Consider the following 18,654-nt stretch of genomic DNA (forward strand, 5'->3'; position numbering starts at 1 on the left):
GGACGATCCGCGAAGCGGATCAGGGGCGGGGTCCCGCGGCACGACGGTGTTCGGCTCCGACCGCCTCTCATCCGTCCGCCGGCGACGGCGCGGCGCCGCCGGCGAGGATGCCGCCGTCGAGCACGAGCTCGGCGCCGGTCATGTAGGGCGCCTCGTCGGAGGCGAGCAGGACAGCGAGCGCCGCGACCTCCTCGGGGCGGCCGAAGCGCTTCATCGGGCAGTCCGCCAGCGCCGCCGCCTCGCGGGCGGCGCGCTCTGGGCCGGTGCCGAGCACGACCTCCCACATCGGGGTGAGGATCGCCGCGGGGCAGATCGCGTTGGCCCGGATCTCGAGGCCCTGCGCCGCACAGTAGAGCGCCACGCTCTTGGTGTGGTTGCGCACCGCCGCCTTGGCGGAGGCGTAGGCGGCGGCGCCCGGTACGCCGACCATCCCCGAGCGCGAGGCTATGTTGACGATCGAGCCCGTCCCCGCCGGGCGCATGGCGCGGATCGCGTGCTTGCAGCCGAGGAACACGCCGTCGAGATCGACGGCGTGCACCGCGCGCCAGTCGGCGAGCGCGGCGTGCTCGGGATCGTGCGGCACCATGCCGTTCTCGAAGCCGGTGATGCCGGCGTTGTTGACGAGCACGTCGAGCTTGCCGCGCGCCGCGACGAGATTGTCGACCGCGGCGATCCAGTCCGCCTCCTCGCGCACGTCGAGCTTGGTGTGCGCGGCGCAAGGGCCGAGCTGCTCGGCCTGAGCGGCGGCGCCGGCCTCGTCGATGTCGGTGACGAGCACGAAGGCGCCCTGCGTGGCGAAGGCCTTCGCGATCGCAGCCCCGATCCCCCGCGCGGCGCCGGTGACGAGGGCGACCTTGCCGTTGAGGCGATGCATGGGCGGGCTCCTTGCGTGTCCTGCGGCGGGGCGGTGCGTGTGGCCCGGCGCTCATACGCGCTCCACGCGCGCCGGTCGAGGCGGGAGCGTTGCGGGAGGGGGGAGGCTGGCATGCGTAGGCATGGCGAGGGCATGGCGGGGCGGGACCGTGGCTCGGCCGGCACCTCCCCCTCCTCACAACCCCAACCCCGCATCCCAATACGGCGTCGGCCCATACAGCCTCTCCAGGAAATCGATGAACGCCCGCGTCTTCTGCTCCAGATGCCGCCGGCTGGGATACACCGCGTGGATGGCGACGCGGGCGGAGGAGCGCCAGGCGGGGAGCACGCGCACCAGCGCGCCGGACTTCAGCTCCGGCCCCACGTCCCAGGTCGAGCGCAGCGCGATGCCCGCGCCCGAGAGCACCGCCTCGCGCACCACTTCGCTGGAATTGGTGCGCAGCGGCGAGGTTATGCGCACCGTGCGCGGGCCGTCCGGGCCGTCGAGCCGCCATTCCGGCGTGCCGTGGACGAGCAGCGTGTGGCGGGCGAGCGCGTCGAGATCGGCGGGCGTGCCGTGCGTGGCGAGGTAGCCCGGCGTCGCCACCAGCACCCGGTGGCTCGGCGCGAGCTTCTTGGCGACGAGGCTCGAATCCGACAGGTCCGCGATGCGGATGGCGAGGTCGAGCCCCTCGGCGACGACGTCGACGAAGGCGTCGGAGAGCGCGAGGTCGAGGGTCACCTGCGGATGGGCGTCGAGGAAGCGCACGAGATGGGGCGCGACGTGCATGCGCCCGAACGAGGTCGGTGCGGAGACCCGCAGCAGGCCCCGCGGCTCGGCCGCCCCCGACATCGCCCACGCCTCCGCCTCCTCCACCGAGGCGAGGATCGCCACCACCCGCTCGTGGAAGCCGCGCCCGGCCTCCGTGAGCGCGAGGGAGCGCGTCGTGCGCTGGAGGAGCCGCACGCCGAGCCGCTCCTCGAGCCGCCGCATGCGCTTCGACACCACCGCCGGCGAGAGCCCGAGCTCGCGCCCCGCCGCCGACATCGAGCGCGCGGCGACGATGCGCGCGAAGACGTCGAGATCACCCAGCCGGTCCATGGTCGCCCTCGATTATGTCACGGGGGGAAACAATCTAGCGCAGGCGACGCCCCTGTTAAGCGGGAAGCGTTGCGCCTATTGTGAGATTGGAACCCGTCCGAACGAGACGGGAGGAACCGACCGCCCGACGAGGAGGACGCGCCATGTCGATCGCCTTCCCGCCCCCCGACGCCGGCATCCTGGCGCGGCGCGACGCCATCCTCGCAGGCCTCGCGCCGCTGGTCGCGCCGGACGCGCTGATCGTCACCGAGGACGAGCGCCGCGCCTTCGAGACCGACGCGCTCACCGCCTATCGCCGCCTTCCGATGGCGGTGGTGCTGCCCTCCTCGACCGAGGAGGTGTCGGCCGTGATGCGCTTCTGCCACGCGAACGGGGTCAAGGTGGTCGCCCGCGGCGCGGGCACCTCGCTCGCCGGCGGGGCGATTCCGCAGGAGGACGCGATCGTCGTGGGCGTCTCCAAGCTCGCGCGCGTGCTGGAGACGGATTTCGCGAACCGCACCATGCGGGTCCAGTCCGGCATCACCAACCTCGCCATCTCCCAGGCGGTGGCGCACGAGGGCTTCTTCTACGCGCCGGACCCGTCGAGCCAGCTCGCCTGCACCATCGCCGGCAACGTCGCCATGAATTCCGGCGGCGCGCATTGCCTGAAATACGGCGTCACCACCAACAACCTGCTCGGCCTCACGGTGGTGCTCGTCGACGGAACCGTGGTGGACATCGGCGGGGACATGCTCGATGCGCCCGGCTACGACTTCCTCGGCCTGATGACGGGCTCGGAGGGCCAGCTCGGCATCGTCACGGAGGCGACCGTGCGCATCCTGCGCGCGGCGGAGGGCGCGCGCCCGGCGCTGATGGGCTTCGATTCGGTCGAGGAGTGCGGCGCCTGCGTCGCCGCCATCATCGGGGCGGGCATCATCCCCGTCGCGCTCGAATACATGGACAAGCCGGCGATCGAGATCTGCGAGGCCTTCGCGCATGCGGGCTACCCGCTCGACGTCGAGGCCATGCTGATCATCGAGGTGGAGGGCTCGCAGCAGGAGATCGAGGACGCCTTCGCGCGCATCGTCGCCATCGCCGCGCCGTTCAACCCGCGCACGCTCAACGTCGCCCAGACCGAGGCCGAGGCCGCTGCGATCTGGAAGGGCCGCAAGTCCGCCTTCGGCGCCACCGGTCGCGTGGCCGACTACATCTGCATGGACGGCACGATCCCCACCGGCCAGCTGAAGCACGTCCTCAAGCGGATCGACGAGATCGTGGCGGGCTACGGGCTCCGTGTCGCCAACGTCTTCCACGCCGGCGACGGCAACCTCCACCCGCTGGTGATGTTCGACACCAACGCTCCGGGCGAGATGGAAAAGGCGGAAGCGGCGGGGGAGGACATTCTGCGGCTGTGCGTCGAGGTCGGCGGCTGCCTCACCGGCGAGCACGGGGTGGGCATCGAGAAGCGCGACCTGATGACGACGCAGTACAACCCGCAGGATCTGCGCCAGCAGCTGCGGGTGCGCGGCGTGTTCGACCCGATGTGGCTCCTGAACCCGGCCAAGGTGTTCCCCCTCGAGGGACGCGACCTCGACGACCAGGCTCTCGACGGGCGGGAGGCGGCGTGACGACCCACAGCCCCGCGAGCGAGGACGAGGTCCGCGCCCTCGTCTCCGACGCCGCCGCGCGCGCCGTGCCGCTGTCGATCGCCGGCGGCGCGACGAAGCGCGGCGTCGGCCGCCCGGCGCAGACGCAGGAGACGCTGTCGACCCGCGGCCTGACCGGCGTGACGCTCTACGAGCCCGCCGAGCTGGTCATCGCCGCGCGCGCCGGAACGCCGCTCGACGAGGTCGAGGCGACGCTCGCCGCGAAGAACCAGCGCCTCGCCTTCGAGCCGGCGGACTTGCGCTCGCTGCTCGGCACCGAGGGCGAGCCGACGATCGGCGCCGTGGCGGCGGCCAACCTGTCGGGTCCGCGCCGGATCATGGTCGGCGCCGCGCGCGACGCGCTGATCGGCGTGCGCTTCGTCAACGGCCGCGGCGAGGCCGTGAAGAACGGCGGGCGGGTGATGAAGAACGTCACCGGGCTCGACCTGGTGAAGACGTTGGCGGGCTCCTGGGGCACGCTCGCCGTGCTCACCGAGGTGACGTTCAAGGTGCTGCCGATCCCGGAGCGCACGGCGACGCTGGTCTATACCGGGCTGGACGACGCCCGCGCGATCGCCGCGCTTTCGGCGGCGCTCGGCTCGCCCTACGAGGTGACCGGCGCGGCGCACGTGCCCGGCGAGGGCGGCGGGGCGGGCACCTTGATCCGCATCGAGGGCTTCGAGGCGTCGGTGCGCTACCGGCTCGGCGAATTGCGGGCGCTCCTGTCGGACTGGGGCGACCCGGCGCTCGTCGAGGACGCGGACGGCGAGGCGCTCTGGCGCGGCGTGCGCGACGTGGCGCCCTTGGTGACGCCGCCGGAGCGCGCCGTGTGGAAGATCTCCACCGCGCCCGGCCGCGCCCCCGCGCTCGCCGCCGCGATCGCGGCCGAGACCGACGCGCGCTGGCTCTACGACTGGGGCGGCGGCCTGATCTGGCTCTCCACCGCGGCCGACGAGGCGGCGGCGCGGATCGTGCGCGCCGCGACCCGCGCCCATCGCGGCCACGCGACGCTGATCCGCGCCCCCGCGGACCTGCGCGCGGCGGTCGACGTCTTCGAGCCGCTGGCGGCTCCGATGATGACGATGACGAAGGGCCTCAAGGCGAGCTTCGACCCGAGGGGGATCTTCGAACCGGGGCGGATGTATGCGGGGGTTTGAGGACGGGACTGCGGGACGTTCCTCGTCCTTCCCTGTAGGGGAAGGTGGCTCGGCGAAGCCGAGACGGATGGGGCGCGCGGGACGCGCGTTCGGCGAAGCCGAAGAATGGCTCGACCTCCGGCAGACGTCGCGCCGCTTCCGCTTCGCGGAACGCGCTTCGCGCGCCCCATCCGTCACCGCGCTTCGCGCGGCGCCACCTTCCCCTACAGGGAAGGAGAGACGATGCATCATACGCGTAGGGTGAGAGCAGGGCCATGCAGACCAACTTCACACCCGAGCAGCTCCGCGATCCCGCGACCCGCGAGTCCGAGAAGATCCTGCGCACCTGCGTGCATTGCGGGTTCTGCACGGCGACGTGCCCGACCTATCTGCTGCTCGGTGACGAGCTCGACAGCCCCCGCGGCCGCATCTACCTGATGAAGGACATGCTGGAGAACGGTAAGCCGGCCAATGCGGAGGTCGTGAAGCACATCGACCGCTGCCTGTCGTGCCTCTCGTGCATGACGACCTGCCCGTCCGGGGTGCACTACATGCACCTCGTCGACCATGCGCGGGCCTATATCGAGGAAACCTACCAGCGGCCCTGGCACGACCGGCTGCTGCGCGCCACGCTCGCCGCGATCCTGCCCTATCCGAACCGCTTCCGGCTGGCGCTGATCGGGGCGAAGCTCGGCGCGCCGTTCAAGTCCGTGGCGCGGGCGATCCCGCTGCTGGGACCGCGGCTCGCGGGGATGCTGGATCTGGCGCCGAAGCGCCTGCCCTCGCGCTCGGCGATCGACGGGCCGCAGGTTTTTCCCGCGCAAGGCGAGCGGCGCGGGCGCGTAGCGCTGCTGCAGGGCTGCGCCCAGCGCGTGCTCGACCCCGGCATCAACGAGGCGACGATCCGGCTCCTCACGAGGAGCGGCATCGAGGTGGTGCAGGCCAAGGGCGAGGGCTGCTGCGGCGCGCTCGTCCACCACATGGGCCGCGAGCACGAGGGCCACGGCTTCGCCAGGCGCGCCATCGACGTCTGGACCCGCGAGATCGAGGGCGAGGGCCTCGACGCCATCGTGATCACCGCGTCCGGCTGCGGCACCACGATCAAGGATTACGGCTTCATGCTGCGCGAGGACGCCGCCTATGCCGAGAAGGCGGCGCGCGTCTCGGCGCTGGCCAAGGACGTGACGGAATACGCCACCACGCTGAAGCTGGTGGCGCCCGGGCGCGACGTGTCCGGCCTCACGGTCGCCTACCATTCCGCCTGCTCGATGCAGCACGGCCAGCAAATCCGGCTCGAGCCGAAGACGCTGCTGAAGAAGGCGGGCTTCACCGTGAAGGACGTGCCGGAGGGCCACATCTGCTGCGGCTCGGCCGGCACCTACAACCTGCTCCAACCCGAGATCGCCGGCCAGCTGCGCGCCCGCAAGGTCGCCAACATCGAGAAGACGAAGCCCGATCTCATCGCCACCGGCAACATCGGCTGCATGACCCAGATCGGCAAGGGCACGGACATCCCCATCGTCCACACCGCCGAGCTGATCGACTGGGCGACCGGCGGGCCGCTGCCGCGGGCGCTGGAGGAGGCCGGCTGGGCCGACCGGCCGATGACCGACGCGCCGCGGCGGGCGGCCGAGTAGCCCGCGACACGCGGCGTTAACCGCGTTCCTCGAGCACCGATTCACCCTGATTCGACGAACTGCGCGCGACCCCGCCCTCCCGCGCGCCGGACTCACCGCCCGGCAATCTCCACCGTCGCATCGTCTGCCCGTCATCGAGCGGGCGGAGGGACGCGATGCGGGCGGGATGCGCACGGCGTGGGGGAACGGGGCGGCTCGCGGCCGCGCTCGTCGTCTGCGCACTGCTCCTGCCCGCCGTCGTCGCGATCACCCCCGCCGCCGCCCGGGACGGCGAGCCCGCCCCCATCGTCACCGCCGAGCTCGGCGGCGGCTTCATCGAGTTCCTGTTCGGCCGCGGCGGCGCGCTGCGCCCGCAGCCGGAGCCGCAGCTTGCACCGCCGCCGTCTCCCGCGCCCGCGGCCTCGACTCCATCGCCGGCGCAGAGCCCCTCGGGCGTCCTCGCGACGCCCGCCGCCCCGGGCGTCGGCACGACGTTCTGCGTGCGCACCTGCGACGGCTACGCCTTCCCGCTGGGCACGCTGCGCGGTCGCGCCGACGCGGATCTGCACCGGCGCGCCTGCGCCGCCGCCTGCCCCGGCGCGCCGACCGCGCTCTTCGTCGGCTCGCGCAACGCCGGCTTCGCGCACGCCCGATCCATCGACGACGGCCGGCCCTACGCCGCGCTGGCCAATGCCTTCCTGCATCGCCGCGAGCGTGTCGCCGGCTGCGGCTGCGGCCTCGTCGCCGAGCCCGCCGCGCGCTGGGCGCAGGGCGACGCCACGCTGCGGCGGGGAGACGTCGTGGTCACCGCGGACGGCGCCCTCGTCTTCGACGGCGGCGGCCTCGTCGACTTCCGCGACAGCCGCGCGGCCGGCCCGGCGCTGCGCCGCAAGATCGACGACCGGCTCGGGCTCACAGCGCGCGAGGAGCGTCGCGCCGCCTGGCTGCGCGCGCGCCCGGCCGCGATGCCGGTCGCCGCGCCGGCGCCCGGCCCCTCCGCCGCGGCGAGCCCCCTGCCGCCGCCGCGCCCGCAGGAACCCGTGCGCATCGCCGAAGGCCCGACGCAGGACGAAGGCGAGTGAGCGCGCGAGTGAACGACCCGGCCGCGCGCGATCAGTTGAACACGGCCTCGTAGACGCGCTTGCCGTTGAGCTTCTCGACGTCCTGCATCGCGGGCACCACGGGGGTGATGAACACGCCCTCCATCAGCCCCTTCTTCGGGTGACGGATGTTGTACATCTGGTTGTCGAGGATCGGCGTCGGCGGGGTCACGAACAGGATGGCGAAGGCGCGCCGGCGCGCCGGCAGGCTCGGGTAGGGCGACAGGCGCGCACCGATCAGCTCCATCTCCACGCGCCCGCCCGCGCCCTCGAGCACGAACGTCTTGCCGATCTCGTCCTTGAAGTCCTCGTAGGTCAGCTGATCGAGCATCCCCGTCTCCCCTCGCGCCCCGCACCTCCCAGGGCACAGCAGGGATAGCGTGAGTCGGCGCGGCGCGAAACCTCCGGTCAGTCGCTCGAAGGTCGGATTCGGCGCGCCGCCGCCGCCCTCGCGCGGGTTGTCCTCAGCTTTCGACCGCCTGCGGCGCGTCCGCGCGCTGGAGCCGCTCGAGCCGGGCGTAGGCGCCCCCGCGCGCCACGAGCTCGGCATGAGTGCCGCGCTCGACGATGCGCCCCGCCTCCATCACCACGATCTCGTCCGCCTCGCGGACGGTCGAGAGGCGGTGCGCCACGACGAGCGTCGTGCGCCCCGCCATCAGCCGCGCGAGCGCGTCCTGCACGAGCCGCTCGGACTGCGAATCGAGGGCGGAGGTCGGCTCGTCGAGGAGCAGGATCGGCGCGTCCTTCAGGAAGGCGCGCGCGAGCGCCACGCGCTGGCGCTCGCCGCCCGACAGGCGCCCGCCCGCGGGACCGACGCGGGTCTCCCAGCCGTCCGGGAGCGCGCGGATGAAGTCGAGCGCGGCCGCGGCCTGCGCGGCCGCGACGATCTCGGCCTCGCTCGCGTCGGGCCGGCCGAAGGCGACGTTGGCGCGGATCGTATCGTCGAACAGCACCGCGTCCTGCGAGACGACCGAGATGGCGTCGCGCAGGCTGTCGAGCGTGACGCCGCGCACGTCCTGCCCGTCGACGCGCACGACGCCCTCCGTCGGGTCGTAGAGCCGCGGCACGAGGGCGACGAGCGTCGACTTGCCCGACCCCGAGCGACCGACGAGCGCGGTGACGCCGCCGCCGTGGACCGTGAGATCGATCTCCTCGAGCGCCGGCGCGTCCGCCCGGTAGCGGAAGCGCACACCCTCGAAGCGGACCTCGCCGGCGCCGACGACGAGGGGTACGGCGCCCGGCGCGTCCGCGATGCGGGGCACCTCGTCGAGCAGCGCCCAGTGCCGATGGAGCGCGGCGATCGCCTCCTGGACGATGGCGTTGAGGTTGCCGAGCGCCCGGATCGGCTGGGCCGCCATCAGGAGGGCGGTGACGAAGCCGGTGAAGTCGCCGATCGTGGTCTCGCCGGCCCCGATGCGCACGCCGATCAGCAGCAGCACGGCGGCCACCGCGGCGCCACCGGCGATCTCGAGCAGGGGATCGAGCCGCGCGCGCTGGGTCGCGGCCTTGATCTTGAGGTCGCGCACCCGGTCGAAGGCGCCGCGCGCGCGCCCCTCGAGCCAGCTTTCCATACGGTAGGTCTTGGCGATGCGCACGCCCGCCAGGCTCTCGGTGACGAGCCCGGCCATGTCGCCGATCTCCTCCTGCGTCGCGGTCGAGACCCGCCGCAGCCGCTTGCCGATCCGCGCGATCGGCGGGGCGACGAAGGGGGCGACGAGGGCCGCGATCAGCGTCATCCACGGGTCGATGATCAGCATGGCCACGACGAGCGCCAGGATCGTGGCGACGTCGCGGAAGAACACCGTGAAGATCCGCACCATCGCCTCGCGGATGTAGGTGAAGTCCGTCGTGAAGCGCTGGGTCAGCGAGGCCGGGCTCTCGGTGCCGAGCTGGGCGAGGTCGAGGGAGAGGAGGCGCGCGTAGAGCGCCGCCTGCATGTCCGCCTCGATGCGCGCCACGGTCCGCTGGGTCAGCGTCGTCTGGCCGAACAGCGCGAAGCCCTTGATGGAGGTGACGACGATGACGACGACGGGCGCCCACCAGATCAGCTCGAGGTCGCGCCGGTCGAAGGCGTCGAAGGCCTCGCGGATCAGGAGCGGGTAGAGCGCCGTCGCGCCGGCACCGATCGCGATGAGCCCGAGCACCACGGCGAGCGTGCGCCGATGCGCCCGCATCCGCTCGCGCCACAGCCGCCGCATGACGGGCCAGGTGTCGCCGGACAGGAGCGGCGGCCTCTTCTTCTTCGTCTCGGGCTCGGTCGTGTCGGGCTTGGTCTGCGTATCGGCCATGATGGTGCGCGCGCCTCCGGCAGGCGCGTCTAGCACGGTTCGGGCGCGGATGGCACGCGTGGGAGGCGCAGGACGCCGGCGGGCGCGAGCGTGCCCGTCGCACCGGGGACGACGCCGTCCAACGCGATCGCCTCGGCGGCGTAGCTCGTGACGAAGCGCACGTTTCCGCGGTCGCGCACGCGCAGGCCGTCGGGGAGCGCGAGCGTCGCGACACCCGCGGTCGCGGCGGCACGCCGCACGATCCGGTCGAGTGCCGCGTCGTCGGGCCAGCCGGCGAGGTAGGCGCGGCGCGGGTCGCCCACCAGCGCCGGCGTACCGTCCGCGCAGGTCTCCAGCACCGGCGCCGCTCCCTCCACGTGTTCCCGCCAGAACCGGAAGGCGCCGCCCTCGGTCAGCGGCACAGGGCAGTCCGCGCGCAGGGTCTCGATGCGGGTGACCCGGGCGTCGAGGCCGGGCACCTGCGGCGGCAGCGCGTCGGGAATGCGGAAATCCCTCGTCTTCGCGCCCGTGCGCGGCCCGACGAGCGACACGCCCTCGTAGGCGGCGAGCGCATCGCGAAGCGCCGGCGGCCAGATCGCGAGGCCCGGCGCGAGCACGAGCGCCCAGGGCGAGAGGTCGGCGGTGGTCGGCGGCACGATGTCGACGGAGAGCCCGGCGCGCCGCAGGGCGCGGTAGACGTCGAAGACGAGGCGGAAGTAGTCGCACTCCGCCCCCTGCCGCTCGGTCTCCCACACCCAGGACGCCTCGTAGTCGACGACGAGGCCGACCGGGGCGGTGCCCGTCTCCGGCAGGTCGGCGAGCGCGTCGGCCACGGCACGCGCCTCGGCGAGACCGGGCGCGGGCGCGCCGTCCGGGCGCAGCAGGCCCGCGTGCATCTGCTCCTGCGCGAACGGCGCCTGGCGCCAGCGGAAGTAGCACACGGCCTCGGCGCCGTGGGCGATCGCCTCCCAGGTCCACAGCGCGACCATGCCGGGGAGCGGCGCCGGGTTGTGCGGCGCCCAGTTCACCGGACCGGGCTGCTGCTCCATCACCCACCAGCGCCCCTTGCCCACGGCGCGGTAGAGATCGTGGTGGAAGGCCTGGAAATCGGGGTCGCCCTGGCGCGCGAAGCGGCGGCGCCAGTCCTCGCCCTGGTCGGAGCGGTCCTCCAGGAAACCGAGGGGGTAGCTGTCCCAGGTCGCGATCTCGAGGTCGCGCCCCACCGCGAAGTGGTCGAAGGACAGGATCCGGCCCATGTAGTTGTGCGACAGCGGCGCGTCCGTGTGCGGTCGCAGCGCCGCGACCTGCGCCGCGTTGAAGGCGACGACGCAGTCGGAGAGGAAGCGGCGCCAGTCGAGCACGTGCGCCGGGTTCGCCTGCGTCACCGTGAGGTTGGGCGGGTCGATCTCGTCGAACGAGGCGTATTCCATCGACCAGAAGACGTTGCCCCAGGCGTCGTCGAGCGCCTCGATCCCGCCGTGGCGCTCGGCCAGCCAGCGGCGGAAGCCGCGTGCGGCGGCGTCGGAGTAGCTCACGACCGTATCGTGGCAGCCGTACTCGTTGTCGATCTGCCAGGCGACGACCCGCTTGTCGCGTCCGTAGCGCTCCCCGAGGATGCCGGCGATGCGCGCGGCCTCGGCGCGGTAGCCCTCGTGGGCGAAGCAATAGTGCCGCCGGGAGCCGAACTTGCGCGGGCGCCCGTCGGCGTCCACCGCGAGCATGTCCGGATGCCGGTCGAGCATCCAGCGCGGCGGCGTCGCGGTCGGCGTGCCCAGCACCACCCCGAGCCCGGCCTCGCCCAGCGTGGCGATCGCCCGGTCGAGCCAGGCGAGATCGAGCTGGCCGGGCCGCGGCTCGAGCCGGCTCCAGGCGAACTCGCCGATGCGTACCAGCGACATGCCGGCCTCGCGCATCATCCGCGCGTCGAGCGCCCAGCGCGATTCGGGCCAGTGCTCCGGGTAGTAGCAGACGCCGAGCTTCGGGGTGGGCATGTGCCTCTACTCTCGGGACTCGGAGGAAAGGCCGTGCTCGACCTCGTGATTGTAGCGGGCCGTCCAGGCCGGGGCTTTGGCGACCTCGAGCGCGGCGCGCAGGTCGTCGGGAAGGTCGGCGGGGCGATAGACCCGCCGCGTGTCGAACGACTTCAACCGCTCGTATTCTCCAATCGACAGGAGAACGAGGTCGTCCCCGACACCTCCGGTGATCCTCACGGGCCTGCGACGCGCCCGCGACAGGTACTTCCCGGGATCGGCGCGGAATCTGCGCAGCCGAACACGAATCATCATGCGCCTCCGATGGGGGTTGAGATCGCCCCATCATACGCCGCCACGATCGCCCGTGCCCGTCGCCCCACCTCCTGCGCGTCGCGCCCCGGCGCGTAGAGCGCCGAGCCGATGCCGAAGCCGTCGGCGCCGGCGGCGAGCCAGGCGGGGAAGGTGTCGGCGTCGGCGCCGCCGACGGCGTAGACGCGCGTGCCGGCGGGCAGGACCGCGCGGATGGCCTTCAGGCCGGAGGGTCCCATCATCGAGGCGGGAAAGATCTTGAGCGCGTCCGCGCCGGCCTTCAGCGCGGCGAGGCACTCGGTCGGCGTGAAGGCGCCGGGATAGGAGCCGAGCCCGCGCCGCTTCGTCTCGTGGATCACGGCGGTGTCCGTGTTCGGCGAGACGGCGAAGCGCGCGCCCGCCCCGGCGACGGCGCCGACCTCCTCGGGCGTCAGCACCGTCCCCGCGCCGAAGTCGGCGCGGTCCCCCAGCGCGTCGGCCATGGCGGCGATGGAGGCGAGCGGGTCGGGCGAGTTCAGCGGCACCTCGATCAGGCCGAAGCCGGCGTCGACGAGGGCGCGCGCCACCGGCACCGCCGCGGACGGCGCGATGCCGCGCAGGATGGCGATCAGCGGCCGCCGGCCGGCGAGGGGCGTCTCGCTCACGGCGCGCCTCCCGCCCAGGCGGCGGCGAGGCCGGCGCGGGTCATGGCGGCGCCGTCGTGCAGGATCGCGCCCTGCCCCAGCGCGCCGAGCGCCTTGGCGTAGTGCCCCGCGAGCACCGCGTTGCCGACGACCCGCACCGCCGCCGCCTCCCGGAACGGCCCGAGCGCCGCGAGCTCCGCGCCGATCAGGAGGCCGGACAGGCGCGCGCGGCTCTCGCCGGGGATCGTGTCGTGCAGGAGGCTCTGCGCGCGGATGCGGAAGAAGGCGAGCGGCGCTTGCGCGGGATCGGCGGCGGCCTCCGCCACCGCGGCGGCGAAGATGCCCTCGTCCCACTCCTCGTCCATGACGTGGCGCAGCACCGAGCGCTCCGAGAGGAGCCCGAAGATCTCGCCCGTCATCGCCGTGCGGAAGGCGACGATGCAGCCGTCGGCGACGCGCACCCACTTGGTGTGCGTTCCGGGCAGGCAGACGACGCCCTCGAAATTCGGCTCGGCGGCGAGCAGCCCCGCGATCTGCGTCTCCTCCCCGCGCATCACCTCGGGGGGCTCGTCCTGGCTGATGCCGGGGAGGATCTCGACGAGGATGCCCGGTCGCGAGGTCGGCACGGCGCGGGGCTCGCCGATCGGCTTCGTCGGCGCGCGCAGGTAGGGCGCCTCGCGCCAGCCCTGGCGGGCGCCGACCATGCCGCAGGCGACCACGCGCACGCGGGCCTCCGGGTCCTCCGGAAGCCAGGCGCCGACCGTGTCGAACAGCGCGCGCTCGAAGTCGTCGCGGGTCGCGAGCGTGTTCATGCCCTTGCGTGCGCGGGCCTCGGCGAGGCAGGTCTCCCCCGCCATGGCGTAGGCGCGCAGGTTCGTCGTGCCCCAGTCGAGGCCTATCCACTCGGCCGCGATGCGCTCGGGCGCCGCGGCCGCCTCGGTTCCCTTGGCCGTCGTCTCGATCGTCTTCGTCATCCCGTCACCACGACCCCGCCGTCGATCACCAGAGCCTGGCCCGTCATCATCCGGCTCGCGCCGGACGCCAGGAACAGGCATCCGCCGACCATGTCGGCGGGCTCCAGGTGCCGCTTCAGGCATTGCTTGTCCAGATGGGCGGCGAGATCCTGCGGCGTCGCCCAGTGGGAAATCTGCTTTTCCGTCAGCACCCAGCCCGGCATCAGCGCGTTCGCGCGGATGCCGTCGGGCCCCAGCTCGCGGGCGAGCGCCCGGGTGAGGCCGGTGATGCCGGCATTCGCCGTCACGTAGGCCGGATAGCCGGCGTTGCCCATCATGTAGCTGATCGAGGACATGTTGACGATCGCCCCGCCGCCCGCCGCGCGCATGCCCGGCGCCGCCGCGCGCGCCGCGACGAAGTAGGGCGTGAGGTTGATCGCGAGGCTCGCCTCCCAAGCCGCCGCGTCGGTTTCGGCGATCGTGTGGCGCACGTCGTTCGCCGCGTTGGAGACGAGCACGGTCACCGGGCCGTGCGCGGCGGACGCGTCGGCGATGGCACGCTCGAGCGCCGGGGCGTCCGTGACGTCGCAGCGGATGAAGAGCGGGCGGTTGCCGGTCGCCTCCGCCATGCGGTCGCAGAAGGCGGCGGCGTCCGAGCGCTGCACGAAGGCGACCTTCGCGCCCTGGCGCAGGAAGCCTTCGGTCAGCGCCGCGCCGATGCCCGAGCCGCCGCCGGTGACGAAGACGCTCGCGCCGACGAGATCGGGGTGGGCGGGCACGACGGTCTCGGCTGTCGTTGCTGCAGTCATGGCGGGAGGATTCATGGCAGACGCTCTCCTTCGAGTACGAGGACGCTCTGCGGATCCTGGAGCGGCGGCGCGAGGCCGGCGCCGGCGAGGGCGGCGCCCGAGAGCGTGATCGCTCCGGACGCGAGCGGGTGGCCGCCCCGCGAGAGCGGCGAGACCGCGTGCGGGTCCGCGAGGGAGACTCGCCAGCGTGCGTCGCGGTCGAGGCCGGGGATGCGCAGGCGGACAGGCATTGCGCGCCCCGGCGTCGCGACCTGCGCGAGCCACAGCGCGAAGCGGGCTCCGTCGGGCGCGATGGCGATCTCGGCGAGGCGGGTCGGGTCGTCGGTGTCGATCCGCAGGCGCCGGGCCGGCATCAGCCAGTCGCGCCGCGCCTTCCACCAGGCGCATACGCCCGCCAGGATCTCCGCTTCCTCAGGGGTCAGCTCGCGGGGGTCCATCTCGAAGCCGAAATGGCGCTGCGCCGCCGTCCAGGCCCGCAGCCGCATCGGCAGGATGCGCCCGGACGTGTGGCAGGTGCGCGGACCGACATGGCTGCCGGTGACCTCGGGGATCAGGAAGGGCAGCGCATCGTGCTGGATGCGCAGCCGCTCGAGCGCGTCGTTCGAATCGGACAGCCAGACCCGCTGGGTGAGCGCCAGCGCCCCCCAGTCGAGCCGCCCGCCGCCGGACGCGCAGCTCTCGATCTCGACCATCGGATGCGCGGCGCGCAGCCGTGCCAGCAGCGCGGCGAACCCCTCGGCCTGCCGATGGTCCGGGCCGGGGAGCGCACGGTTGTGGTCCCACTTCAGGTAGTCGATGTCGTACTCGGCGAGCAGCGCCTCGAGCCGGCTGAGGAGGTGGTCGCGCACGTCCTCCCGCGCGAGGTCGAGGACGAGCTGGTTGCGGGCGCGCGGCTGGTCGGCGGCGCCGAGGATCCACTCCGGATGCGCGCGGGCGAGATCGGAGGCCGGGCTCGCCATCTCCGGCTCGACCCACAGCCCGAATCGCATCCCGAGCGCGCGCACGTGGCCGAGGAGCGGGTGGAGGCCCTCCGGATACTTGTCGGCGTCGACGATCCAGTCGCCGAGGCTGGTCGTGTCGTCGGCGCGTCCCTCGAACCAGCCGTCGTCGAGGACGAAGCGCTCCGCACCCAGCGCGGCGGCGCGGGTGGCGATCTCCTTCAGTTCCTCGATGTCGTGACGGAAGTAGACCGCCTCCCAGGAATTGTAGTGCACCGGCCGCGGACGTGCCGGATCGGGGAAGCGCACGATGCGCGCGCGCAGGTGGCGGTGGAAGGCGTCGAGCACGCCGTTCGCGCCCGCGCCCGAGCGGGTGGCGTAGAGCGGGCCGGCCTCGACGCGGGTCGCGCCGGCGGGGTGCAGCACCGGGCCGAGCATGACGTGACGGCGCCCGTCCGGCAGCTCCTCGACGACGAGGCGGTGGCCGGTGGATTGCCCGAGCACCAGGGCGAAGACCTCGCCGGTCTCGTGGCTCAGCGGACCCGCCGGCATCAGCAGGCCGGGATGGGCGACGTGGGAGGTGCGCCCCTCGCGGATCTCGCGCAGGTGCGGCCCGGCGGACCAGGGGACGTCCCGGCGCTGGAACTCGCAGGTCCAGCGCCCGGCGAAGGTCGTCACCGCCTCGCCGAGCGGCGGGCCGGGGAGCGCCGGCGCGGCGAGGTGGCGGATCGGCGCGGACGCCTCCAGCGTCGCCGAGAGGACCAGAACGTCCGTCTCGGCGTCGGCGTCGACCGCGAGCGCGTAGCGATGGCCGTCCCCGGCGAAGACGGCGCGCAGGCTGCGGCCCTCCATATAGTCCGCGCTCTCCAGCATCAGGCGCGGGCGCGCATCGCCGAGATCGGCCCCGAGCGCGCCGCCGTGCCCGTCGGCCGCGAGCGGGCAGATCGTCAGCGGCGGGCGCACGTCCGCCATGCCGCCCGTGACCTCGGTCGGCAGCAGCGCCGCGGCGAGCGCGTCGAGGTCCTCGTCCGCGGGCAGGGGCGCGCCCCAGTGCGCCACCTCCGGCAGGCCGCCGTCGCGGCTCGCGAGCACGAGCGTCTGCGCCGGCGTGTCGAGGCGCCAGGCCCGCCTCATTTGACGGCTCCGAGGGTGAGGCCGGCGATGAAGTGGCGCTGCATCAGGAAGAAGATCACGACCGGCGGCAGCGCGGCGACGATCGAACCCGCGCTCATCAGATGATAGGCCGCGCGGTACTGCGAGTTGAAGGCCGTGATGCCCGCCGTGACGGGCTGCGTGTCGGGGCCCTGGGTGAGCACGATCGCCCAGAAATAGTCGTTCCAGACGAAGGTGAAGATCAGCACCGAGAGCGCCGCGATCGCGGGACGCATGAGCGGCAGCACGACGTACCAGAAGATCCGAATCTCGGAGACCCCCTCCACCCGCGCGGCCTCGATCAGCTCGCGCGGCAGGGCCCGGATGAAGTTTCGCATGAACAGCGTGCAGAAGCCGGCCTGGAAGGCCACGTGGAAGAGCACGAGGCCGGTCTTGGTGTCGTAGAGCCCCAGATCGAGGGTGAGCTCGCGCACCGGCACCATCAGGATCTGGAACGGCACGAAGTTGCCGGCGACGAAGACGAAGAACACGGCGAGGTTCGCCTTGAATTTGTACACGCCGAGCGCGAAGCCCGTCATGCAGGCGAGCCCCACCGCGCCGATGACGGTCGGCACCGTGATCAGCACCGAGTTCAGGAGGTAGCGCGGCATGTCGGAGCGGAAGAACACCGCGCCGTAGTTCTCGGCGAGGTCGAACGACGACGGCCAGCCCCAGTAGTTCGCGTTGGCGAAGTCCGCGTCCGGCCGGATCGAGAAGACCGCCACCGCGATCAGCGGCAGGAGCCACAGCACGAGCGCGATCGGCAGCAGCGCCTGGTAGGAGCCGCGCCAGGCGGCGGACGACTTCGCGACGGGGGTGGGGAACATGTCAGGTGCCCTCCCGCGCGGGCAGGGTCGCGACGATCCGCCGGGGCAGCTTGGCACGCACGAGGTCGTAGGAGACGACGAGCCGATGCGCGAGCTCGTCCTCGGGCACGTCCTCCGGCAGGAGCAGCCAGGAGCGGTGGAAGTAGGGGGCGCGCGCACCCACGCCCGCCTCGATCAGCATGGATGCGGTCTCGACGTCGGCGCACTTCACGGCGACGCCCGGCGTCACGGAGCCGATGCAGGCGAACATCTTGCCGCCGACCTTCCAGGCCTCGTGCCCGCCGCCCCATGGATCGGAGGCCTCCGCCCCGGGAAGGGGCGCGCAGATCGCGGCGACGCGCTCGCGGAGGGAGGGGCTCATCACACCCCCTTCTCGTCGCGGTACATCTTGGCGAGGAAGAAGGCGATGTAGATCATCATGATGGCGAACAGCACCACCGCGATCGCCGCGCCGTAACCCATGCGGAAGCCGTATTCCGACAGCGCCACCTCGAACATGTAGTAGGCCAGCACCCGGCTCTCGCCGAAGGGGCCGCCGGCCGTCATCACCGAGACGAGGTCGAAGGAGCGCAGCGCGCCGATGATCGTCACGACGAAGGCGATGAACGTCGCCGGGCGCAGCTGCGGCAGGACGACGTACCAGAGCATGCGCCAGCCCCCGGCGCCGTCGAGCCGCCCGGCCTCGATCTGCTCGGGATCGACCGCGTTGAGCCCGGTGAGGTAGAGGATCATGCAATAGGCCGTCTGCGGCCACAGGCCGGCGGCGATGATGCCGTAGGTGACGTAGTCCGGGTCCCCCAGCACGGCGATGGGGCCGAGCCCGAAGAAGCCCAGCATCTCGTTGAAGAGCCCGAAGGTCGGGTCGTAGAACCACGAGAAGACGAGCCCGACCACGACCTGGCTGATCACGAACGGAAAGAAGAACAGCGACTTGTAGATCCGAATGCCCGCGACCGTCTGGTTCAGGAACAAGGCGATGAACAACCCCGCCGGGATCGCCAGCAGGTAGAGCACGAGCCAGATCACGTTGTTGCGCAGCGACGTCCAGAACGCGTCGTCCCACCACAGCTCCTCGTAATTGCGCAGCCCCACCCATTCCTTCGCGCCGAGGCCGTCCCACTCGTAGAGCGAGATCTGGAAGGATTGCAGGATCGGCGCGACGACGTAGAGCCCGAAGAAGAGCGCGCCCGGCGCGAGGAACAGCCACGGCGCGAGCGCGAGCTGGTTGCGGCGCCAGTACCCGCCGAAGGCGGAGGGCGCATTCGCCTTGCGCTTCGCCCCGCGCGGCGGGGTCGCGACGGCGACCATGGCGGGTCTCCTCGGTTCGTCGCTGAGGATGCGGTGCCGCGTTCCCGGACGGCCGCCCGGGAAC

At 72.8% G+C, this 18,654-nt stretch carries 17 protein-coding genes; 4 read left to right on the forward strand and 13 right to left on the reverse strand.

Annotation, left to right across the window (positions count from 1 at the left end):
• Positions 1 to 67 precede the first annotated feature (67 nt).
• Both AB9M23_RS13055 and AB9M23_RS13060 read right to left on the reverse strand, forming a co-directional pair.
• Positions 68 to 874 (reverse strand): SDR family oxidoreductase, encoded by an 807-nt coding sequence (locus AB9M23_RS13055; protein WP_372424990.1) that lies wholly within the window; start codon positions 872 to 874, stop codon positions 68 to 70.
• A 174-nt stretch (positions 875 to 1,048) separates the two neighbouring features.
• Positions 1,049 to 1,954: a LysR family transcriptional regulator gene (locus tag AB9M23_RS13060; protein WP_372424991.1), complete on the reverse strand. Its 906-nt coding sequence runs from the start codon at positions 1,952 to 1,954 to the stop codon at positions 1,049 to 1,051.
• Positions 1,955 to 2,097: 143 nt separating this feature from the next.
• Between AB9M23_RS13060 and AB9M23_RS13065 the strand changes: the two genes are divergently transcribed.
• The 4 genes from AB9M23_RS13065 (at position 2,098) to AB9M23_RS13080 (ending at position 7,413) form a co-directional block, all read left to right on the forward strand.
• Entirely contained in the window at positions 2,098 to 3,561 is a 1,464-nt protein-coding gene (locus AB9M23_RS13065) for an FAD-linked oxidase C-terminal domain-containing protein (RefSeq protein WP_372424992.1), read from the forward strand.
• The gene (gene glcE / locus AB9M23_RS13070) at positions 3,558 to 4,736 is read left to right on the forward strand and encodes a glycolate oxidase subunit GlcE (protein ID WP_372424993.1); all 1,179 of its coding nucleotides are present in this window, start codon (positions 3,558 to 3,560) and stop codon (positions 4,734 to 4,736) included. Before AB9M23_RS13065 ends, glcE begins: the two co-directional genes overlap by 4 nt.
• A 254-nt stretch (positions 4,737 to 4,990) precedes the next feature.
• Complete coding sequence (glcF, locus tag AB9M23_RS13075; RefSeq protein ID WP_372424994.1) at positions 4,991 to 6,352, forward strand: glycolate oxidase subunit GlcF; 1,362 nt, start codon at positions 4,991 to 4,993, stop codon at positions 6,350 to 6,352.
• 155 nt (positions 6,353 to 6,507) lie between these two features.
• On the forward strand, positions 6,508 to 7,413 hold the full coding sequence (locus tag AB9M23_RS13080) for a DUF2865 domain-containing protein (RefSeq protein ID WP_372424995.1): 906 nt from the start codon (positions 6,508 to 6,510) through the stop codon (positions 7,411 to 7,413).
• Positions 7,414 to 7,444: 31 nt separating this feature from the next.
• On the opposite strand, the gene AB9M23_RS13085 is transcribed toward AB9M23_RS13080, so the two are convergent.
• From AB9M23_RS13085 to AB9M23_RS13135, 11 genes are all read right to left on the reverse strand, one after another.
• Positions 7,445 to 7,762, reverse strand: a complete 318-nt coding sequence (locus tag AB9M23_RS13085) for a DUF6916 family protein (protein WP_372424996.1) — start codon at positions 7,760 to 7,762, stop codon at positions 7,445 to 7,447.
• A 133-nt stretch (positions 7,763 to 7,895) separates the two neighbouring features.
• On the reverse strand, positions 7,896 to 9,719 hold the full coding sequence (locus AB9M23_RS13090; RefSeq protein ID WP_372424997.1) for an ABC transporter ATP-binding protein: 1,824 nt from the start codon (positions 9,717 to 9,719) through the stop codon (positions 7,896 to 7,898).
• A gap of 29 nt (positions 9,720 to 9,748) precedes the next feature.
• Entirely contained in the window at positions 9,749 to 11,689 is a 1,941-nt protein-coding gene (locus AB9M23_RS13095) for a beta-galactosidase (RefSeq protein WP_372424998.1), read from the reverse strand.
• 6 nt (positions 11,690 to 11,695) lie between these two features.
• The gene (locus AB9M23_RS13100) at positions 11,696 to 11,983 is read right to left on the reverse strand and encodes a hypothetical protein (protein WP_372424999.1); all 288 of its coding nucleotides are present in this window, start codon (positions 11,981 to 11,983) and stop codon (positions 11,696 to 11,698) included.
• A complete protein-coding gene (locus AB9M23_RS13105) occupies positions 11,980 to 12,624 on the reverse strand; it encodes a 2-dehydro-3-deoxy-6-phosphogalactonate aldolase (protein WP_372425000.1) in 645 nt (214 codons plus the stop codon). Before AB9M23_RS13105 ends, AB9M23_RS13100 begins: the two co-directional genes overlap by 4 nt.
• Positions 12,621 to 13,577: a 2-dehydro-3-deoxygalactonokinase gene (locus AB9M23_RS13110; protein ID WP_372425001.1), complete on the reverse strand. Its 957-nt coding sequence runs from the start codon at positions 13,575 to 13,577 to the stop codon at positions 12,621 to 12,623. Before AB9M23_RS13110 ends, AB9M23_RS13105 begins: the two co-directional genes overlap by 4 nt.
• A complete protein-coding gene (locus AB9M23_RS13115) occupies positions 13,574 to 14,380 on the reverse strand; it encodes an SDR family NAD(P)-dependent oxidoreductase (RefSeq protein ID WP_372425002.1) in 807 nt (268 codons plus the stop codon). Before AB9M23_RS13115 ends, AB9M23_RS13110 begins: the two co-directional genes overlap by 4 nt.
• Positions 14,377 to 16,437 (reverse strand): alpha-galactosidase, encoded by a 2,061-nt coding sequence (locus AB9M23_RS13120; RefSeq protein WP_372425003.1) that lies wholly within the window; start codon positions 16,435 to 16,437, stop codon positions 14,377 to 14,379. Before AB9M23_RS13120 ends, AB9M23_RS13115 begins: the two co-directional genes overlap by 4 nt.
• Positions 16,434 to 17,282, reverse strand: coding sequence for a carbohydrate ABC transporter permease (locus tag AB9M23_RS13125; protein WP_372425004.1), 849 nt, complete (start codon positions 17,280 to 17,282; stop codon positions 16,434 to 16,436). The genes AB9M23_RS13120 and AB9M23_RS13125 overlap by 4 nt, the downstream gene beginning before the upstream one ends.
• 1 nt (position 17,283) lies before the next feature.
• The gene (locus AB9M23_RS13130) at positions 17,284 to 17,643 is read right to left on the reverse strand and encodes an MmcQ/YjbR family DNA-binding protein (RefSeq protein WP_372425005.1); all 360 of its coding nucleotides are present in this window, start codon (positions 17,641 to 17,643) and stop codon (positions 17,284 to 17,286) included.
• Entirely contained in the window at positions 17,643 to 18,590 is a 948-nt protein-coding gene (locus AB9M23_RS13135) for a carbohydrate ABC transporter permease (RefSeq protein WP_372425006.1), read from the reverse strand. Before AB9M23_RS13135 ends, AB9M23_RS13130 begins: the two co-directional genes overlap by 1 nt.
• Positions 18,591 to 18,654: the final 64 nt, after the last annotated feature.

Origin of the sequence: Salinarimonas chemoclinalis (genome assembly GCF_041514305.1) — a bacterium.
Classification (GTDB): domain Bacteria; phylum Pseudomonadota; class Alphaproteobacteria; order Rhizobiales; family Beijerinckiaceae; genus Salinarimonas; species Salinarimonas chemoclinalis.

Coding starts and splice junctions, on each gene's coding strand:
- AB9M23_RS13055 (WP_372424990.1), bottom strand. CDS start 874: ATGCATCGCCTCAACGGCAAGGTCGCCCTCGTCACCGGCGCCGCGCGG.
- AB9M23_RS13060 (WP_372424991.1), bottom strand. CDS start 1,954: ATGGACCGGCTGGGTGATCTCGACGTCTTCGCGCGCATCGTCGCCGCG.
- AB9M23_RS13065 (WP_372424992.1), top strand. CDS start 2,098: ATGTCGATCGCCTTCCCGCCCCCCGACGCCGGCATCCTGGCGCGGCGC.
- glcF (WP_372424994.1), top strand. CDS start 4,991: ATGCAGACCAACTTCACACCCGAGCAGCTCCGCGATCCCGCGACCCGC.
- AB9M23_RS13080 (WP_372424995.1), top strand. CDS start 6,508: ATGCGGGCGGGATGCGCACGGCGTGGGGGAACGGGGCGGCTCGCGGCC.
- AB9M23_RS13085 (WP_372424996.1), bottom strand. CDS start 7,762: ATGCTCGATCAGCTGACCTACGAGGACTTCAAGGACGAGATCGGCAAG.
- AB9M23_RS13090 (WP_372424997.1), bottom strand. CDS start 9,719: ATGGCCGATACGCAGACCAAGCCCGACACGACCGAGCCCGAGACGAAG.
- AB9M23_RS13095 (WP_372424998.1), bottom strand. CDS start 11,689: ATGCCCACCCCGAAGCTCGGCGTCTGCTACTACCCGGAGCACTGGCCC.
- AB9M23_RS13100 (WP_372424999.1), bottom strand. CDS start 11,983: ATGATGATTCGTGTTCGGCTGCGCAGATTCCGCGCCGATCCCGGGAAG.
- AB9M23_RS13110 (WP_372425001.1), bottom strand. CDS start 13,577: ATGACGAAGACGATCGAGACGACGGCCAAGGGAACCGAGGCGGCCGCG.
- AB9M23_RS13115 (WP_372425002.1), bottom strand. CDS start 14,380: ATGAATCCTCCCGCCATGACTGCAGCAACGACAGCCGAGACCGTCGTG.
- AB9M23_RS13120 (WP_372425003.1), bottom strand. CDS start 16,437: ATGAGGCGGGCCTGGCGCCTCGACACGCCGGCGCAGACGCTCGTGCTC.
- AB9M23_RS13125 (WP_372425004.1), bottom strand. CDS start 17,282: ATGTTCCCCACCCCCGTCGCGAAGTCGTCCGCCGCCTGGCGCGGCTCC.
- AB9M23_RS13130 (WP_372425005.1), bottom strand. CDS start 17,643: ATGAGCCCCTCCCTCCGCGAGCGCGTCGCCGCGATCTGCGCGCCCCTT.
- AB9M23_RS13135 (WP_372425006.1), bottom strand. CDS start 18,590: ATGGTCGCCGTCGCGACCCCGCCGCGCGGGGCGAAGCGCAAGGCGAAT.